The sequence below is a fragment of the Pseudogulbenkiania ferrooxidans 2002 genome, from assembly GCF_000174355.1.
Taxonomy (GTDB): domain Bacteria; phylum Pseudomonadota; class Gammaproteobacteria; order Burkholderiales; family Chromobacteriaceae; genus Pseudogulbenkiania; species Pseudogulbenkiania ferrooxidans.
In genome coordinates this window covers 332146-347333 of sequence record NZ_ACIS01000001.1, presented here as the reverse complement: position 1 = coordinate 347333, position 15188 = coordinate 332146, and the positions used below count along the sequence as shown (strand labels likewise).

The 15188-nt window shown below is 68.7% G+C and carries 15 protein-coding genes; 12 read left to right on the top strand and 3 right to left on the bottom strand.

Annotation, left to right across the window (positions count from 1 at the left end):
- Positions 1 to 32: 32 nt before the first annotated feature.
- Positions 33 to 1319, bottom strand: a complete 1287-nt coding sequence (locus tag FURADRAFT_RS01780) for an NAD(P)/FAD-dependent oxidoreductase (RefSeq protein WP_008952382.1) — start codon at positions 1317 to 1319, stop codon at positions 33 to 35.
- 163 nt (positions 1320 to 1482) lie between these two features.
- Positions 1483 to 2439, bottom strand: a complete 957-nt coding sequence (locus FURADRAFT_RS01775; protein ID WP_008952381.1) for a LysR family transcriptional regulator — start codon at positions 2437 to 2439, stop codon at positions 1483 to 1485.
- Positions 2440 to 2632: 193 nt separating this feature from the next.
- Between FURADRAFT_RS01775 and FURADRAFT_RS01770 the strand changes: the two genes are divergently transcribed.
- From FURADRAFT_RS01770 to FURADRAFT_RS01725, 10 genes are all read left to right on the top strand, one after another.
- Positions 2633 to 2953 carry a hypothetical protein gene (locus FURADRAFT_RS01770; protein ID WP_150104982.1) on the top strand — a complete coding sequence of 107 codons (321 nt, stop codon included), beginning with the start codon at positions 2633 to 2635 and terminating at the stop codon, positions 2951 to 2953.
- Positions 2954 to 3028: 75 nt separating this feature from the next.
- A complete protein-coding gene (locus FURADRAFT_RS01765; RefSeq protein WP_008952380.1) occupies positions 3029 to 3460 on the top strand; it encodes a DUF411 domain-containing protein in 432 nt (143 codons plus the stop codon).
- 476 nt (positions 3461 to 3936) lie between these two features.
- Positions 3937 to 5670, top strand: a complete 1734-nt coding sequence (locus FURADRAFT_RS01760; RefSeq protein ID WP_008952379.1) for a ribonucleoside triphosphate reductase — start codon at positions 3937 to 3939, stop codon at positions 5668 to 5670.
- 55 nt (positions 5671 to 5725) lie between these two features.
- On the top strand, positions 5726 to 5902 hold the full coding sequence (nrdD, locus tag FURADRAFT_RS21215; protein WP_008952378.1) for an anaerobic ribonucleoside-triphosphate reductase: 177 nt from the start codon (positions 5726 to 5728) through the stop codon (positions 5900 to 5902).
- Positions 5883 to 6575, top strand: a complete 693-nt coding sequence (locus FURADRAFT_RS01750; protein WP_008952377.1) for an anaerobic ribonucleoside-triphosphate reductase activating protein — start codon at positions 5883 to 5885, stop codon at positions 6573 to 6575. Before nrdD ends, FURADRAFT_RS01750 begins: the two co-directional genes overlap by 20 nt.
- A 108-nt stretch (positions 6576 to 6683) precedes the next feature.
- Positions 6684 to 7856 (top strand): NAD(P)H-dependent flavin oxidoreductase, encoded by a 1173-nt coding sequence (locus tag FURADRAFT_RS01745; RefSeq protein WP_008952376.1) that lies wholly within the window; start codon positions 6684 to 6686, stop codon positions 7854 to 7856.
- Between the two features lie 296 nt (positions 7857 to 8152).
- On the top strand, positions 8153 to 9508 hold the full coding sequence (locus FURADRAFT_RS01740; RefSeq protein ID WP_008952375.1) for an aldehyde dehydrogenase family protein: 1356 nt from the start codon (positions 8153 to 8155) through the stop codon (positions 9506 to 9508).
- A 66-nt stretch (positions 9509 to 9574) separates the two neighbouring features.
- A complete protein-coding gene (locus FURADRAFT_RS01735; RefSeq protein WP_008952374.1) occupies positions 9575 to 10198 on the top strand; it encodes a glutathione S-transferase family protein in 624 nt (207 codons plus the stop codon).
- Positions 10199 to 10206: 8 nt separating this feature from the next.
- Complete coding sequence (locus FURADRAFT_RS01730) at positions 10207 to 11589, top strand: FAD-binding oxidoreductase (RefSeq protein WP_008952373.1); 1383 nt, start codon at positions 10207 to 10209, stop codon at positions 11587 to 11589.
- An 80-nt stretch (positions 11590 to 11669) separates the two neighbouring features.
- Complete coding sequence (locus FURADRAFT_RS01725) at positions 11670 to 12467, top strand: substrate-binding periplasmic protein (RefSeq protein WP_008952372.1); 798 nt, start codon at positions 11670 to 11672, stop codon at positions 12465 to 12467.
- A gap of 12 nt (positions 12468 to 12479) precedes the next feature.
- On the opposite strand, the gene FURADRAFT_RS01720 is transcribed toward FURADRAFT_RS01725, so the two are convergent.
- Complete coding sequence (locus FURADRAFT_RS01720; RefSeq protein WP_008952371.1) at positions 12480 to 13043, bottom strand: phosphoribosyltransferase family protein; 564 nt, start codon at positions 13041 to 13043, stop codon at positions 12480 to 12482.
- Positions 13044 to 13338: 295 nt separating this feature from the next.
- Here FURADRAFT_RS01720 and ada point away from each other — a divergent pair, with 295 nt between their 5' ends.
- Both ada and alkB read left to right on the top strand, forming a co-directional pair.
- Positions 13339 to 14451, top strand: coding sequence for a bifunctional DNA-binding transcriptional regulator/O6-methylguanine-DNA methyltransferase Ada (gene ada / locus FURADRAFT_RS01715; protein ID WP_008952370.1), 1113 nt, complete (start codon positions 13339 to 13341; stop codon positions 14449 to 14451).
- On the top strand, positions 14448 to 15095 hold the full coding sequence (gene alkB, locus FURADRAFT_RS01710) for a DNA oxidative demethylase AlkB (protein ID WP_008952369.1): 648 nt from the start codon (positions 14448 to 14450) through the stop codon (positions 15093 to 15095). The genes ada and alkB overlap by 4 nt, the downstream gene beginning before the upstream one ends.
- Positions 15096 to 15188 lie beyond the last annotated feature (93 nt).

The following is a 15188-nucleotide window of genomic DNA, read 5'->3' as shown; positions in this document are numbered from 1 at the left end:
CCGCGTGCCGGGCAGGCCACGGCAGCGCGGCGTCACATCCCGAGCCGGTCGCGCAGGCTGTAATACCATGCCCCCATCGTCAGCATCGGCACGCGGAACAGCCGCCCGCCCGGGAAGGGGTAATGCGGCAGACGGGCGAAGGCGTCGAAGCGTTCGCTCTGGCCGCGAATCGCCTCCGACAGCAGGCGGCCGGCGAGATGGGTGTAGGTCACGCCGTGGCCGCTGCAGCCCTGCGAGTAGTAGATGTTGTTGCCGAGGCGGCCGGCCTGCGGCAGGCGCGACAGCGTCAGCGAGAAGTTGCCGGTCCAGCCGAACTCGATCTTGACGTCTTCCAGCTGCGGGAAAGTCTTGAGCATCTTGGGGCGGATCAGGCGCACGATCTCGCCCGGGTCGCGTGCGCCGTACACCGTGCCGCCGCCGTACAGCAGGCGCTTGTCGGCGGTCAGGCGGTAGTAATCCAGCAGGAAATTGCAGTCCTCGACGCAGTGGTCGCCCGGCAACAGCGCACGCGCCAGCTCGGCCGGCAGCGGCTCGGTGGTGATCACCTGGGTGCCGCACGGCAGCGTCTTTTCGGCCAACTCGGGCAGCAGATTGCCGAGGTAGGCGTTGCCCGCCACGATCACGAAACGCGCGCTCACCTGGCCTTCGGCGGTACGCACCACGGCTGGCTCCGCACGCTCCACGCTCAGCACCGCCGACTGCTCGAAAATCTGCCCGCCCAGCGACTCCAGCGCCGCCGCCTCGCCCAAGGCCAGGTTGAGCGGGTGGAGGTGGCCGCCCCAGTTGTCGAGCAGCGCGCCGACGTACTGCGCGGTGCCGACGATATCCTTCATGCCGGCCTGGTCGATGAGCCGCAGTCCGGTGTGGCCGAAGCGCTCCCACAAACGCTGCTTGGCCTCCAGTTCATCGAGCTGCTTGCCGGTCAAGGCGGCGAACACATTACCCTGCTTCAGGTCGCACCGGATGCCGTACTTGGCGACCCGCTCGCGGATGATGCTGCCGCCCTCGAACGCCATACTCCCCAGCGCGGCGGCGGCGGCCTTGCCGTGGCGGCGCTCGATCACGTCCAGGTCGCGGCTGTAGCTGTTGACGATCTGCCCGCCATTGCGTCCGGAGGCGCCCCAGCCGACCCGCGCCGCCTCCAGTACCATGACCCGGTAGCCGTGCTCGGCCAGGTGCAACGCCGCCGACAGGCCGGTGTAGCCGGCCCCGATCACACACACGTCGCAGTGATGCGCGCCGCGCAGTACGGGACGATCCGGCGCCGGGTTGCGTGAGGCGGCGTAGTAGGAGTGGGGGTGTTCGAGAGGACGGTCCATGGTGCACCTGTTGCAATCGTTTTCCGGACGGGCCGAGGAAGGGCCACCCGCCTGTCATCACGATACACGCGTCGAAAATACTCGACAATGCGGGCTTGGCCGTTGGCCACGGGCAGAAAAAAGCCCGGCCAGGCCGGGCGTGCGATCGGGCTGGCGCGTCGGCTCAGTGCTGCGCCGCCTCGCGCTTGGCGGTCAGGTCCAGGCCGGGGAGATCGGCGACGATGTCGGGATGTTCGGCCAGTTTCTCCGCCACATAGTCGACGAAGACCCGGGTGCGCGGGGCGATGTGCTCGCGGTGCGGGAAGCAGATGTAGATCGAACGTTCCAGCGAGATGAAGTCGGTCAGCACCGCCTCCAGTTCGCCGCTGCGCAGGTAGGGCATTGCCTCGTGACCCGGCACCTGCGCCACGCCGAAGCCCAGGCGCGCCATTTCGCACACCGCCTCGATGTCGTTCAGGGTATAGATGCCGTTGACCTCGAGCGGGATACGCTCGCCGTCGCGCTCGAACTCCCACTTGCACAGTCGGCCGGAGGTCGGGAACTGGTAGTTGATGCAGTTGTGGTTGGCCAGGTCGTCGGGTTTCTGCGGACGGCCGTTCTTGCTCCAGTATTCGGGCGCCGCCACGGTGTAGAGCGGCAGTTGCGCCAGGTGGCGCGCCGAGAGGCGCGAGTCCGGCATCATGCCGACGCGCACGCCGACGTCGTAGCCGTCCTCGATCAGGTCGCTGAAATGGTCGTCGAGGCCGAAGAACACGCGGATCTTGGGGTGACGCTGGCAAAACTCGCCCATCAGCGGCAGGATGAAGTGCCGGCCGAAGGAGTTGGGCAGGCTGATGCGCAGGTGCCCGGCCGGCTCGTCGCGGCTCGCCTTGAGCTGGTTGATGGCCGCGTCCAGATTGTTCACCGGGCCGCGACATTGCGCGTAGAAGCGCCGGCCGTCCTCGGTCAGCGTCAGCTGGCGCGTGGTGCGGTTGAACAGGCGGACTTCCAGTTCCTGTTCGAGCCGGGCGATACTCTGGCTGATGGCGGCGGGAGAGACGCCGAGCTTGCGCGCCGCGTCGGAGAAACTGCCGTTTTCGGCGGTGGTCATAAAGACCATCAGTGCCTTCAAGGTATCCATGCGCTACGGATTCCATGGTAGGGCCGGCCCCTGCGGGCCCCGGGCGGGATCGTCCGGCGTCGAGCTGAGGGGCTGACGAAAATTGATTGGGTATTTCTTTAAAAAGGTTACACCATTCTTTGAAAACAATGAAGATTGAAATGATTTGTGCCAGCTCAAGCCCGGCACACCTCACCTGCGCTACGATTACTGCATGAACTTCCTCCGCCCCTTGCTGCTGCTGGTGCTGACCGTGTGGCTGGCCTTGCCGCTCTCCACCCTGGCGCAAAGCGCACCGCCAAAGGCGTGCCATGGCAGCACCGCCGCACCCTGCATGGCGGCGGCTGACGCCGGCTGCCGCCACCGGGCGCTGCCATCCGATGCGCCAGCGTGCTGTCATTTTTACGCAACAGCTGCCCATGCCGATGTCGGAGAAGTACGGCGGGTCTCGCCCGGGGCGGTGCAGGTGGGACACGAACGCGGCGGGGAGGCGCAGTTCATCCCGCCGGTGGCCACCCGCCCCCCGGTCGCCTGAGCAGGCAAGCGAATCCCGCACGCGGCGGCCCGCCACCGAGCCGCCAGGTTCTCCCTCTCAGGACAGCTATCGACCATGAATACTCCGCAACGACTCGCCGTGATCGGCGCACTGATCTTCTCCGGCCACGCTCTGGCCGCCCAGGGCACGCTGTACAAGGACCCCAACTGCGGCTGCTGCACGGCCTGGGCCGAGCACCTGCAAGGCAAGGGCATCACGCTGCAGGTGGAGCCGAGCCGCGAACTCGCCAGCGTGCGTTCGCGCTTCGGCGTCCCCTCGGACATGGGCGCCTGCCATACCGCGCGCATCGGCGGCTACACCTTCGAAGGCCACGTGCCGGCCGACCTGGTACAGAAGGTGCTGCACGACAAGCCGAAGAACCTCGTCGGCCTCGCCGTGCCCGGCATGCCGCCGGGCAGCCCGGGCATGGAGGGCATGGGCAAGGTGGCGTACAAGGTGTACGCCTTCGACAAGACGGGGAAACGCTTCGTCTACGCCGAGCGCTGAAGCCCCGTTTCATTAGGCGGCTACGCCTTAAGAGTGCCGGCAGTACTGCGTGCGAATCTCCCTCAGAGATTCGCTCAGCGATACGGAATCCTCATGGACTACATGTCCATTCCGCGTCCTGTGCGCTGGCGGCACTCAACCGGCTTTGGCTCGCTCGCCTACTAAAATGGGTCTACTCCACATTTCCTGGCTGTCGGATGGGTGAAGGTATTCTTCCTTCGCAACGCTGCGCGACCTTGTGCAGTCAATGCCGGACCCCATCGATTCGCCTCGGCGGCGATGGCTTGCGCTCCGCCCCACCCGCCCTACCGGTCACACCCCAAAAGGCACAGCATGCTGTGCCTTTTTCATTTCATCGACACAACATGATGCGGTTTACCGCTTGATCCACGTCAAGGGATTCCCGCATCGCGCACCCGAGCGTCATTCCACCATTTATAGTGCACCTCAACGAAACAAACACCATATGTTGAGCCATGACTGAAGCAGCCCGCCTTTCTGACCACCCTGTCGCCCCGGTCGACGCCGTCGCCGCCATCGACGAATACCTGAGCCGCGCCGACTGGCGCGTGCAAGCCAACGCCAACCAGGGCTATAGCTTGGGCGGGCTGATTCTCAACGTGGCCGGCAAGGTGACCGCCAACTACTGGCTCGCCAAGGTATTCAGCGCCGAGGCCGCCCGCGCGCACCGCGAGGGCGACTTCCACATCCACGATCTGGACATGCTCTCCGGCTACTGCGCCGGCTGGTCGCTGCGCACCTTGCTGCAGATGGGTTTCAACGGCGTGCCGGGCAAGGTGGAATCGCAGCCGCCGCGCCACCTGTCGTCGGCCTGCGGCCAGATCGTCAATTTCCTCGGCACGCTGCAGAACGAGTGGGCCGGCGCGCAGGCGTTCAGTTCCTTCGACACCTACCTGGCACCGTTCGTGAAAAAGGACGGGCTCTCCTACGAGCAGGTCAAGCAGTGCATCCAGGAGCTGATCTACAACCTCAACGTGCCGAGCCGCTGGGGCACGCAGACGCCGTTCACCAACCTCACCTTCGACTGGCTGTGCCCGGAAGACCTGCGCGAGCAGATCCCGCTGATCGGTGGCGAAGAGATGCCGTTCACCTACGGCGACTGCGCGCGCGAGATGGCGCTGATCAACCGCGCCTACATCGAGGTGATGCTGGAGGGCGACGCCAAGGGGCGGGTGTTCACCTTCCCGATCCCGACCTACAACATCACCAAGGATTTCGACTGGTACGGCGAGAACACCGATCTGTTGTTCGCGATGACCGCCAAGTACGGCCTGCCCTACTTCCAGAACTTCGTGAACTCCGACCTCGAGCCGCACATGGTGCGCAGCATGTGCTGCCGCCTGCAGCTCGACCTGCGCGAACTGTTGAAGCGCGGCAACGGCCTGTTCGGCAGCGCCGAGCAGACCGGCTCGGTGGGCGTGGTGACGCTCAACTGCGCGCGCCTGGGCTACCGTTTCAAGGGCGACCTGCCCGGCCTGCTGGCGGAAACCGACCGCCTGATGGCGCTGGCGCGCGACACGCTGGAGGAGAAGCGCCGCGTGGTGCAGGGCCTGATCGACGAGGGGCTCTATCCCTACACCAAGCGCTTCCTGGGCTCGCTGCGCAACCACTTCAGCACAGTGGGGGTGAACGGCATCAACGAGATGATCCGCAACTTCACCGCCGACAGTGACGACATCACCAGCGGCTGGGGACACGATTTCGCCTGCCGCTACCTCGACCACATCCGCGAGCAGATGCTGGCGTTCCAGGAACAGACCGGCCATCTCTACAACCTGGAGGCGACGCCGGCGGAAGGCACCACCTACCGCTTCGCCAAGGAAGACCGCAAACGCTTTGCCGACATCCTGCAGGCCGGCACGGCCGAGCAGCCCTACTACACCAACTCCAGCCAGCTGCCGGTGGGCTTCACCGACGACCCGTTCGAAGCGCTGACGCGCCAGGAGGCGCTGCAGCGCAAGTACACCGGCGGCACCGTGCTGCACCTCTACATGAGCGAGGCGGTGTCGAGCCCGGAGGCCTGCCGCCAATTGGTGAAACGGGCGCTGGCGGGGTTCCGCCTGCCCTACATCACCATCACGCCGACCTTCTCGATCTGCCCGAAGCACGGCTACCTGTCGGGCCACCACGAGTTCTGCCCGCGCTGCGACGCGGAGCTGCTGGCGGAGAAGCGGCGCAGGCAGGGTTAAAGCACCATGCCCCCGGCTTCGGCCAACCTTTTGACTCTTTTAGAAAGGCAACTCCATGAGCAATATGTCCGAACAACGCCATCTCGACACCGTGCTGGACAACAGCGAACGCACCCGTTGCGAGGTGTGGACCCGCGTGATGGGCTACCACCGTCCGGTGGCGGCGTTCAACATCGGCAAACAGGGCGAGTTCAACGAACGCCTGCACTTCGATGAGCGTGAAGCCGGCTGAGGCGGCGCGCATCGGCGGACTGGAGCCGTTCTCGTCCTGCGACTGGCCGGGCAAGCTCACGGCGGTGGTGTTCCTCGCCGGCTGCCCCTGGCGCTGCGGCTATTGCCACAACCCGCAGCTATGGCGGCGCCGCGACGGCAAGACCGACTGGCCGGCGCTGCGCGAGTGGCTGGCGAGCCGCCGCGGCCTGCTCGACGGCGTGGTGTTCTCGGGCGGCGAGCCGCTGGCCGAGGCGGCGCTGCCGGCGCTGCTGGCCGAGGTGCGCGCACTCGGCTTCGCTACCGGGCTGCACAGCGGCGGTGCGTACCCGGCCAGGTTGGCCGAAGCGCTGCCGCTGCTTGACTGGGTCGGTTTCGACGTGAAAACGGAGTGGGCCGGCTACGACGCACTCACCGGCGTGCCCGGCAGCGGCCGCGCCGCGCGCCGCAGCCTCGAGCTGCTGCTGGCGAGCGGCGTCGCCTACGAGTGCCGCACCTCGATCCACCCGCACTGGCACGATGAAACGGTGCTGGCACGGCTGGCGGACGAGCTGGCGACGCACGGCGTGCGCCACTACCGCTGGCAGGCGATCCGCCCGCCCGCCCCGCTGCCGACGCCGTGGCCCGCCGGCTGGCCTGGCAATCACCATGACATCGCGCTACGCTTTGCCGATTTCACCTTCCGCCAGCATTGAAAACGGGGAGAACACGGCGGGGCCGGGTCTTCCTTGACTGCGATCAAAGCCCCGCCACCCCGCCTCCCTACAATGTGAGCCTTTCCCCCCAGCCAGAACCCACCCACCATGACCCACCCGTTTTCCCCCCTCGTGATCCGCGGCCGTAGCCTCCTGCCCATCGTGCAGGGCGGCATGGGTGTCGGCGTGTCCGCCAAGAGCCTGGCCGGCGCCGTGGCCCGTGCCGGCGGCGTCGGCACCATCGCCAGCGTTGACCTGCGCCACCTGCACCCCGACCTGATGGCACAGAGCGAACGCGCCGGCGGCGCCGATGAACTCAACCGCCTCAACCTGATCGCGCTCGACCGCGAGGTGAAGGGCGCGCTGGCCAACGCCGACGGCCAGGGCCTGGTCGCCGTCAACGTGATGAAGGCGGTCGATGCCCACGCCGACTACGTGCGCCAGGCTTGCGAGTCGGGTGCGCACGCGGTGGTGATGGGCGCCGGCCTGCCGCTCGATCTGCCGGAGATGACCGCCGCGCATCCGGATGTGGCGCTGATCCCGATCCTGTCCGAGGCACGCGGCATCGGCATCGTGCTCAAGCGCTGGATGAAGAAGAACCGCCTGCCCGACGCCATCGTCATCGAACATCCCAAACATGCCGGCGGCCACCTCGGCGCGGCGCGCCTCGACGACATCGGGGATGCCAAGTTCGACTTCAAACGCGTGCTGGACGAGACCTTCGCGCTGTTCCAGTCGCTGGGACTCGAGCGCGAGCAGATTCCGCTCATCGTCGCCGGCGGCGTCAACAGCCACGAGAAGGTGCAGACCTACCTCAACGACTACGGCGCGGCGGCGGTGCAGATCGGCACCGCCTTCGCCGTGACCGCGGAAGGCGACGCCCACCCGCAGTTCAAGCAGACCCTGGCCGGCGCCCGCGCCGAGGACATCGTCGAATTCGTCAGCGTGGCCGGGCTGCCGGCGCGCGGGGTGCTGACGCCGTGGCTGAAGAGCTACCTCAAGCGCCTCGACAAGTTGCAGGCCAACGCCAAGGCCGACCCGCGCCGCTGCACCCAGGCGCTCAACTGCCTGTCGGTGTGCGGCCTGCGCGACGGGCTCACCAAGGTCGGGCAGTTCTGCATCGACCTCAAGCTGGCCGCCGCCTTCCGCGGCGAGGTGAGCAAGGGGCTGTTCTTCCGCGGCGCCGAGCCGCTGCCGTTCGGCGACGCCATCAAGAGCGTGCAGGAGACCATCCATTACTTCCTGCACGGCGAGAAGCCGGCCGGTCTGGCGCCGGCCTGAGAACCTGTTCAGGATCTGTCGCGAGCGGCCCTCAGCGGGATGAAGAGCAGCACAGGAACCGGAATGGACATGGAGTCCATGAGGATTCCCGATCGCTGAGCGAATCCCTGCGTGCCAATCTTCGATTGGCTCAGCGATAGATTCGCACGCAGAGCGCATGAGTCCCGATCAGGGATCGCGCAGCAAGATCATGGCCAGGTTCTGAACGTCCGCGTCGCCTGCGACCAAAGCCCCGGCTGCCCTCGGCCGGGGCTTTTTGTTACAGTGATGTTCACTATCGCGTTTTCTGCCCTGCCATGACAGCCTTTACCAGTTGCAACCCCGCCAACGGCGAGGTGGTGTTCACCCGTCCCGCCTGGCCCGAAGACAAACTCGCCGACGCCGTCGCCCGGCTCAAGCGCGCGCAGCACCCCTGGGCGCGCCTCAGCGTGGCCCAGCGCGCCGAACGGCTGCTGAAGCTGGCCGACGCTCTCACCGCCGAGCGCGTGGCGCTGGCCGACCTGGTGACGCTGGAAGTCGGCAAGCTCACCGCCGAGTGCCTGGCCGAAATCGACAAATCGGTGCAGCTGATCCGCTACTACGCCGAGCTGGCGCCGGGGCTGTTGGCCGCCAAGACCATTCCCACCCAGGCCAGCCACAGCGGCGTGGCGTTCGAGCCCTTGGGCCTGGTGCTGGCGGTGATGCCGTGGAACTACCCGATCTGGCAGGTGCTGCGCTTCGCCGTGCCGGCGCTGATGGCCGGCAACGCCTGCCTGGTGAAGCCGGCGCCGTCGGTACCGCAGAGCACGCAGAAGCTGCTCGACATCGTCGCTTCGGCCAACCTCGCGGTGCTGGACGCGGCCTGGATCGAGCACGACCAGGTCGAGGACGCGATCAAGGCCGCCGACGCGGTGGCGTTCACCGGGTCCACCAATACCGGCCGCGTCATCGCCAGCCTGGCCGGGCGCCACCTCAAGAAGACCGTGCTGGAGCTGGGCGGCAGCAACCCGTTCATCGTGCTGGCCGACGCCGACATCGAGACCGCGGCGCGCGAAGCCTGCCACTCGCGCTTCCGCGACGCCGGCCAGAGCTGCAACGCCGCCAAGCGCATGATCGTGGTGCCCGAGATCGCCGACGCCTTCGTCGACGCCTTCCTCGCCGAAGCCGGCCGCCTGATCCCCGGCGACCCGCGCCATCGGGCCACCACGTTGGCGCCGCTGACGCGCGCCGACCTGCGCGAGGCGCTGCACGCCCAGGTGCTGGACGCCACCGCCAACGGCGCCACCCTGCTCCGCGGCGGCCAGATGCCGCACGGCGCCGGCTTCTACTACCCGGCCACCGTGCTCGACCACGTCAACCCGGCCTGCCGCGTCTACCACGAGGAAGTGTTCGGCCCGGTGGCCAGCATCCTGCGCGCGCGCGACGAGGCCGACGCCATCCGCCTGGCCAACGACACCCCCTTCGGCCTCGGCGCCTCGATCTACACCGCCGACACCGCGCGCGGCTGGGCGCTGGCGCGCGACATCGAGGCCGGCAGCGTCTACCTCAACCGCCACACCAGCTCCGACCTGCGCCTGCCCTTCGGCGGCGTCAAGGCCTCCGGCTACGGCCGCGAGCTGTCGGAATTCGGCCTCTACGAGTTCGTCAACGTCAAGACCTACTGGCAGAAGTGACGCCGGCGGGCACGTCATCCACCCACAGCGCGGCGCACACCCCGCCGCCCTTTCGAACGGACCCCGATGAGCACCCTTACCCTGTACGGCAACCGCTTTTCCGGCCATAGCTACAAAGTCCGCCTGGCACTGATGCTGGGCGACGTCTCGCACGAATACCGCCACGTCGATCTGGCCGCGCCGCGCGCCGAGCGCCCGGACGACTTCCGCGCCGCCAGCCGCTGGGACGAGGTGCCGGCGCTGGTGGTGGACGGCGTGCCCATGGTGCAATCCAACGCCATCCTGCAATGGCTGGCCGAGAGCGAGGGCGTGCTGGCCGGTCGCCCCGGCGAGCGCCAGGGCATCCGCGAATGGCTGGGCTGGGAAGCCAACCGCATCGGCCTGTCGGTACCCAACCTGCGCTATTACCGCCGCTTCGCCAGCGTCCCGGCCGAGGTGGAAGCCTGGCTGGAACTGCGCGCCTGCGCCGATCTCGCGGTACTGGACGCCCAGCTCGCCCAGCAGCCTTTCCTGCTGGAGAGCGGCGTCACCATCGCCGACCTCAGCGCCAGCGCCTACCTGTGGTGGCTGGACGAGGCCGGGCTCAGCGTCCGCGATTGGCCGCACGTCGCCGCCTGGCTCGAGCGCCTCGCCGCGCTGCCCGGCTGGCAGCATCCGGACCAACTGATGGCGCCGGACATCCCCGACTGAGATCCGCCATGAACGACTTCCTCGCCCGGCTGGCCGGCGTCATCGGTTCGGCCAACCTGCTCACCGCCGAGGCCGACACCACGCGCTACACCACCGACCAGCGCGGCCGCTACCACGGCCGGCCGCTGGCGGTGGCGCGCCCCGGCTCCAGCGCCGAGGTAGCCGCCCTGGTGCGGCTGGCGCGCCAACACCGAGTCGCCATCGTGCCGCAAGGCGGCAACACCTCTACCTGCGGCGGCGCCACGCCGGACGGCTCCGGCCGCCAGTTGCTGGTGGCGCTGGAGCGCCTCAACCGCGTGCGCGCGCTCGACGCCGCCAACCACAGCCTCACCGTCGAGGCCGGCATGACGCTGGCGGCGGTGCAGCAGGCGGCGGCCGACGCCGACCGGCTGTTCCCGCTGTCGCTGGCCTCGGAAGGCAGCTGCCAGATCGGCGGCAACCTTTCCACCAACGCCGGCGGGCTCGCGGTGCTGCGCTACGGCACCATGCGCGAGCTGACGCTGGGGCTGGAAGTGGTGCTGCCGGATGGGCAGGTCCTCAACGCGCTGTCGGGACTCCGGAAGGACACCAGCGGGCTGGATGTGAAGCAGCTCTTCATCGGCGCCGAAGGGCAGCTCGGCCTGATCACCGCCGCCACGCTCAAGCTGTTCGCGCGCCCCACGGCGCACGCCACCGCGCTGGTCGGGGTCTGGGACGCCGCCAGCGCCATCACCTGGCTCAACGCGCTCAAGGACGCCTTCGGCGACCGCCTCACCACCTTCGAGATCCTGTCCGAGGTGTGCCAGAACCTGCTGGCACACTACCACCCCGGCCAGCTGCCATTCACCGCGCCGTGGGCGCTGCTGATCGAACTCTCCGACAGCGGCGACTCGGCCGAACTGAGCGAGCGGCTGGTGGCCTGGCTCGCCCGTCAGGACATGCTGGACGGCGTGGTGGCGCAGAGCGAGACGGAGCGGCAGAAGCTGTGGCAGCTGCGCGAGGCGATGTCCGAGACGCAGAAGCGCGACGGCCCCAGCATCAAGCACGACATCGGCGTGCCGAGCTCGGCCATCCCGGCCTTCCTCGACGAGGCCGGCACGGCGCTCCAGGCCGCCTTCCCCGGCGTGCGCGTGGTCGCCTTCGGCCACGCCGGCGACGGCAACCTGCACTACAACGTCAGCCACACCCGCCCCGGCAACGCCGAGCTGTTCGCCGACGAGCCGCGCGTCAACGAGATCGTCTACGACCTGGTCTACCGCCACGCCGGCACCCTGGCCGCCGAACACGGCATCGGCCAGCTCAAGCCGCACTGGCTGGCGCGCTACAAGGACCCGGTGGCGCTCGCCCTGATGAAGACCATCAAGCAGGCGCTCGATCCCGCCGGCCTGATGAACCCGGGGCGCTGGCTGTAGCACGTGCACCGCTTGCCGTATCGTCTAGCATGAAAACGAACGCGTGACGCCCGTCAGGCAGACACCGACAGGAGCCGCCGATGCACCGCCACCGCATCAACGCCTACGTCTTGCTACTCGGCCTGCAGGCCGGCGCCGGCCCCCTGCACGCCGGCGAGCTGGTGATCAACTTCGATGCCGGCAGCCCGCCCACCATGTACGCCGGCCCCCACGGCGAAGCGCGAGGCATCTATCCCGCCATCCTGCGCCGCGCCTTCGAGCGCATGGGCGAGAAGGTCGCCATCCGGGCTCGTCCGTTCAACCGGCTCATGGCCGAGTTCCTGGACGGCCACGCCGCCGTCGGCAGCCTGGTGCACTCGCCCAGCCGCGACCTCAGCGGCGATTTCAGCAGCCCCTACTTCACCGAGAACGTCGCGGTCTATTACGATGCCGGCCGCTGGAGCGGCTTTCGCTACGACGGCCCGGCAAGCCTGAAAGGCTACCGTGTCGGCGTGATACGCGGCTGGTCGTACGGCGCGGCGTTCGACCAGTTGCGCCACGAAGGCAGCGTCGAGGTGGAAGAGGTTGAGTCCGACGCGCAAAACTTCAGCAAGCTGGCGTGCGGGCGGCTGGACTTCGTGCTGGCACCGGAACTGGCCGGCAAGAAGCTGCTCGATCAGCCGCGCTATGCCGGCATCGTCGCGGCGCCGAACTACCTGGTCTCGGTCGGCATCAATCTGGCGATCAACAAGCAGGCAGGCCAGCGCGAGCTGCTCAGGCGCTTCGACAGCGCCATCGCCGAGATGCGCCAGCGCCGGGAAATCGAGTCGATCGTCACCGCGGAGCTGCAGCGCGCGCCGCTCAGGAACGAACGGCCTTCCTGCGTCAAACCGCAATGAACCCTGCCGGGGTCAGCGCGCCGCCGGCTTTCTCAGCACGATCTTGAATTCCGCCTCGTACGGCGGCACATGGCATTCCACGATGTCGGGCGGGGCCACCTGCAGGTGCAGGCCCACCACGTCGGCACGGAGCGGCAGGCGCGTGACGTGGCGCTCGGCCAGCATGGCGGCGTAGATCGCCGCCGGTTGCTTGCGCGCCAGGTACTCGACGGCGCGCAGCAGCGAGTGGCCGGTGTAGAGCACATCGTCCACCACCAAGAGCGCGTAGCCCGCCAGGTCCAGGCTGGCGTGCGCGGCGTTCTCGGTGAACTGCGTTTCCGGATGCAGCAGCGTCAGGTCGTCGGCGTAGCGCTTGATCGACAGATCGAGCCGCCGCGGCGGCGCCAGCCGGTACTGCGTCACCAGCGCGGCGGTGAGGCGCTCGGCCAGCGGCGCGCCGCGCCGCAGCACCCCGATCACCGCCACCCGCTCGTGACCGGACAGCAGCAGCGCCGCCCGGCGCGCCATGTCGGCGATCACCACCTCCAGTTGCGTGCTGTCGTACAGGCAGGGATCGGGGAGCGGTGCGGATTCCATGCGGGGTTTCCTTGTGCGGGTCCGAGGGGGCGGCGCGGGTGCCGGGCGGTGCGGCGGGACATGCCCGGCGCCCAGGTGCTGTTACCGGTATAGCAAGTGGGCGAGCACGCGGCGGCCGGCTTCGGCCAACCTTTGCCGCCCGCCCGTTGCCAGGCGCGGCATTTCTTGCTGCGATGGCGCACGCAACCCTGGCCGTGGCTCAGCGGTCGAATTCAAAAGCAAGGGCCGGAGTGCGGCGCGGTGCCCGCGCCGCTAGCATCACGGTCATCCCCTGCCTTGTCGAAAGGAGCGCGTCGTGAACGCCGCAACCAAAAACGCCGAACTCGCCGCCGCCACCGAGCGCGACCCGCGCTGGGCCGCGGTGCTGGCGCGCGACCCGCAGGCCGACGGCACCTTCTACTACGCGGTCCGGACCACCGGCGTGTACTGCCGACCGTCGTGCGCGGCGCGCCGGGCGCGGCCGGAGAACGTGTGCTTTTACGCCCGCCGCGAGGACGCCGAACGCGCCGGCTTCCGTCCCTGCCGGCGCTGCCAGCCCGACCAGCCGAGCCGCGCCGAACAGCACGCGGCCAAGGTCACCGCGGCCTGCCGCCTGCTCGACGCCGCGGACGACGCGCCGAACCTGGCGCAACTCGCGCAGCGCGTCGGCCTCAGCGCCTACCACTTCCATCGCGTGTTCAAGCAGATCACCGGCCTCACGCCCAAGCAGTACGCCGCGGCACAGCGCGAACGGCGCGTGCGCGAGCAGCTGGCCACCAGCGGCACGGTGACCGACGCCATCTACGACGCCGGCTACCACGCCAACAGCCGCTTCTACGAAACCGCCGACGCGGTGCTCGGCATGACGCCGAGCGCCTACCGCGCCGGCGGCGCCAACGCCCGCATCCGCTTCGCCATCGCCCAGTGCTCGCTCGGCGCCATCCTGGTGGCGCAGAGCGAACGCGGCGTGTGCGCCATCCTGATGGGCGACGACCCCGACGCCCTGGCGCGCGACTTGCAGGACCGCTTCCCTCGCGCCGAGCTGATCGGCGGCGACGCCGGCTTCGAACAGCTGGTGGCCCGGGTGGTGGGCTTCGTCGAAGCCCCGGCGCTCGGCCTCGACCTGCCGCTCGACCTGCGCGGCACCGCGTTCCAGCGCCGCGTCTGGCAGGCGCTGCGCGAGATTCCCCCCGGCAGCACCGCCAGCTACACCGAGATCGCGCAGCGCATCGGCGCGCCCAAGGCGGTGCGCGCCGTCGCCGGCGCCTGCGCCGCCAACGCGCTGGCGGTCGCCATCCCCTGCCACCGCGTGGTGCGCACCGACGGCAGCCTGTCCGGCTACCGCTGGGGCGTGGAGCGCAAGCGCGCGCTGCTGGAGCGCGAAGCGCAGCAGCGGAGTAGCGGCGGGGAGGAGCACACCGAGCCATGACCTTCGACCTGTTCGGCGACGAGCCCCCGCGCTGGCGCGAGGAACTGGCGCCGGGCGCCGTGGTGTTGCGCGGCCTCGCCCTGCCCCATGTCGATGCCCTGCTCGCCGCGCTGGGCGACGTCACCGCCGTGGCGCCGTTCCGCCAGATGATCACGCCGGGCGGCTATCGCATGTCGGTGACGATGAGCGGCTGCGGCCGCTACGGCTGGGTCAGCGACCGCAGCGGCTACCGCTACGACCCGCTCGACCCCACCACTAGCCAGCCTTGGCCGGCCATGCCGGACAGCTTCCGCCTGCTCGCCCGCGACGCCGCCGCCGAGGCCGGCTTCCCCGGCTACGAACCGGATGCCTGCCTGATCAACCGCTACGTCCCCGGTTCGCGCTTGTCTTTACACCAGGACAAGGACGAGCGCGACCAGATCGCCCCCATCGTCTCGGTCTCACTCGGCCTGCCGACGCTGTTCCTGTTCGGCGGCCTACGGCGCGAGGACAAGACGCAGCGCATCCCGCTGGCGCACGGCGACGTGGTGGTGTGGGGTGGCCCGGCGCGGCTGCGCTACCACGGCGTGCTGCCGCTCAAGGAAGGCGTCCATCCCTTGCTGGGGGAGCAACGCATCAATCTGACGTTTCGGAAGGTGAGGTAAGCGCTCGGCCGAAGCAAAACCGCCAGCCCGGCCGGCTCGCCCGCGCTTGTTTCTAGGCAAAAAAATCCCCCGGGGATCGCTCCGCAGGGGCCA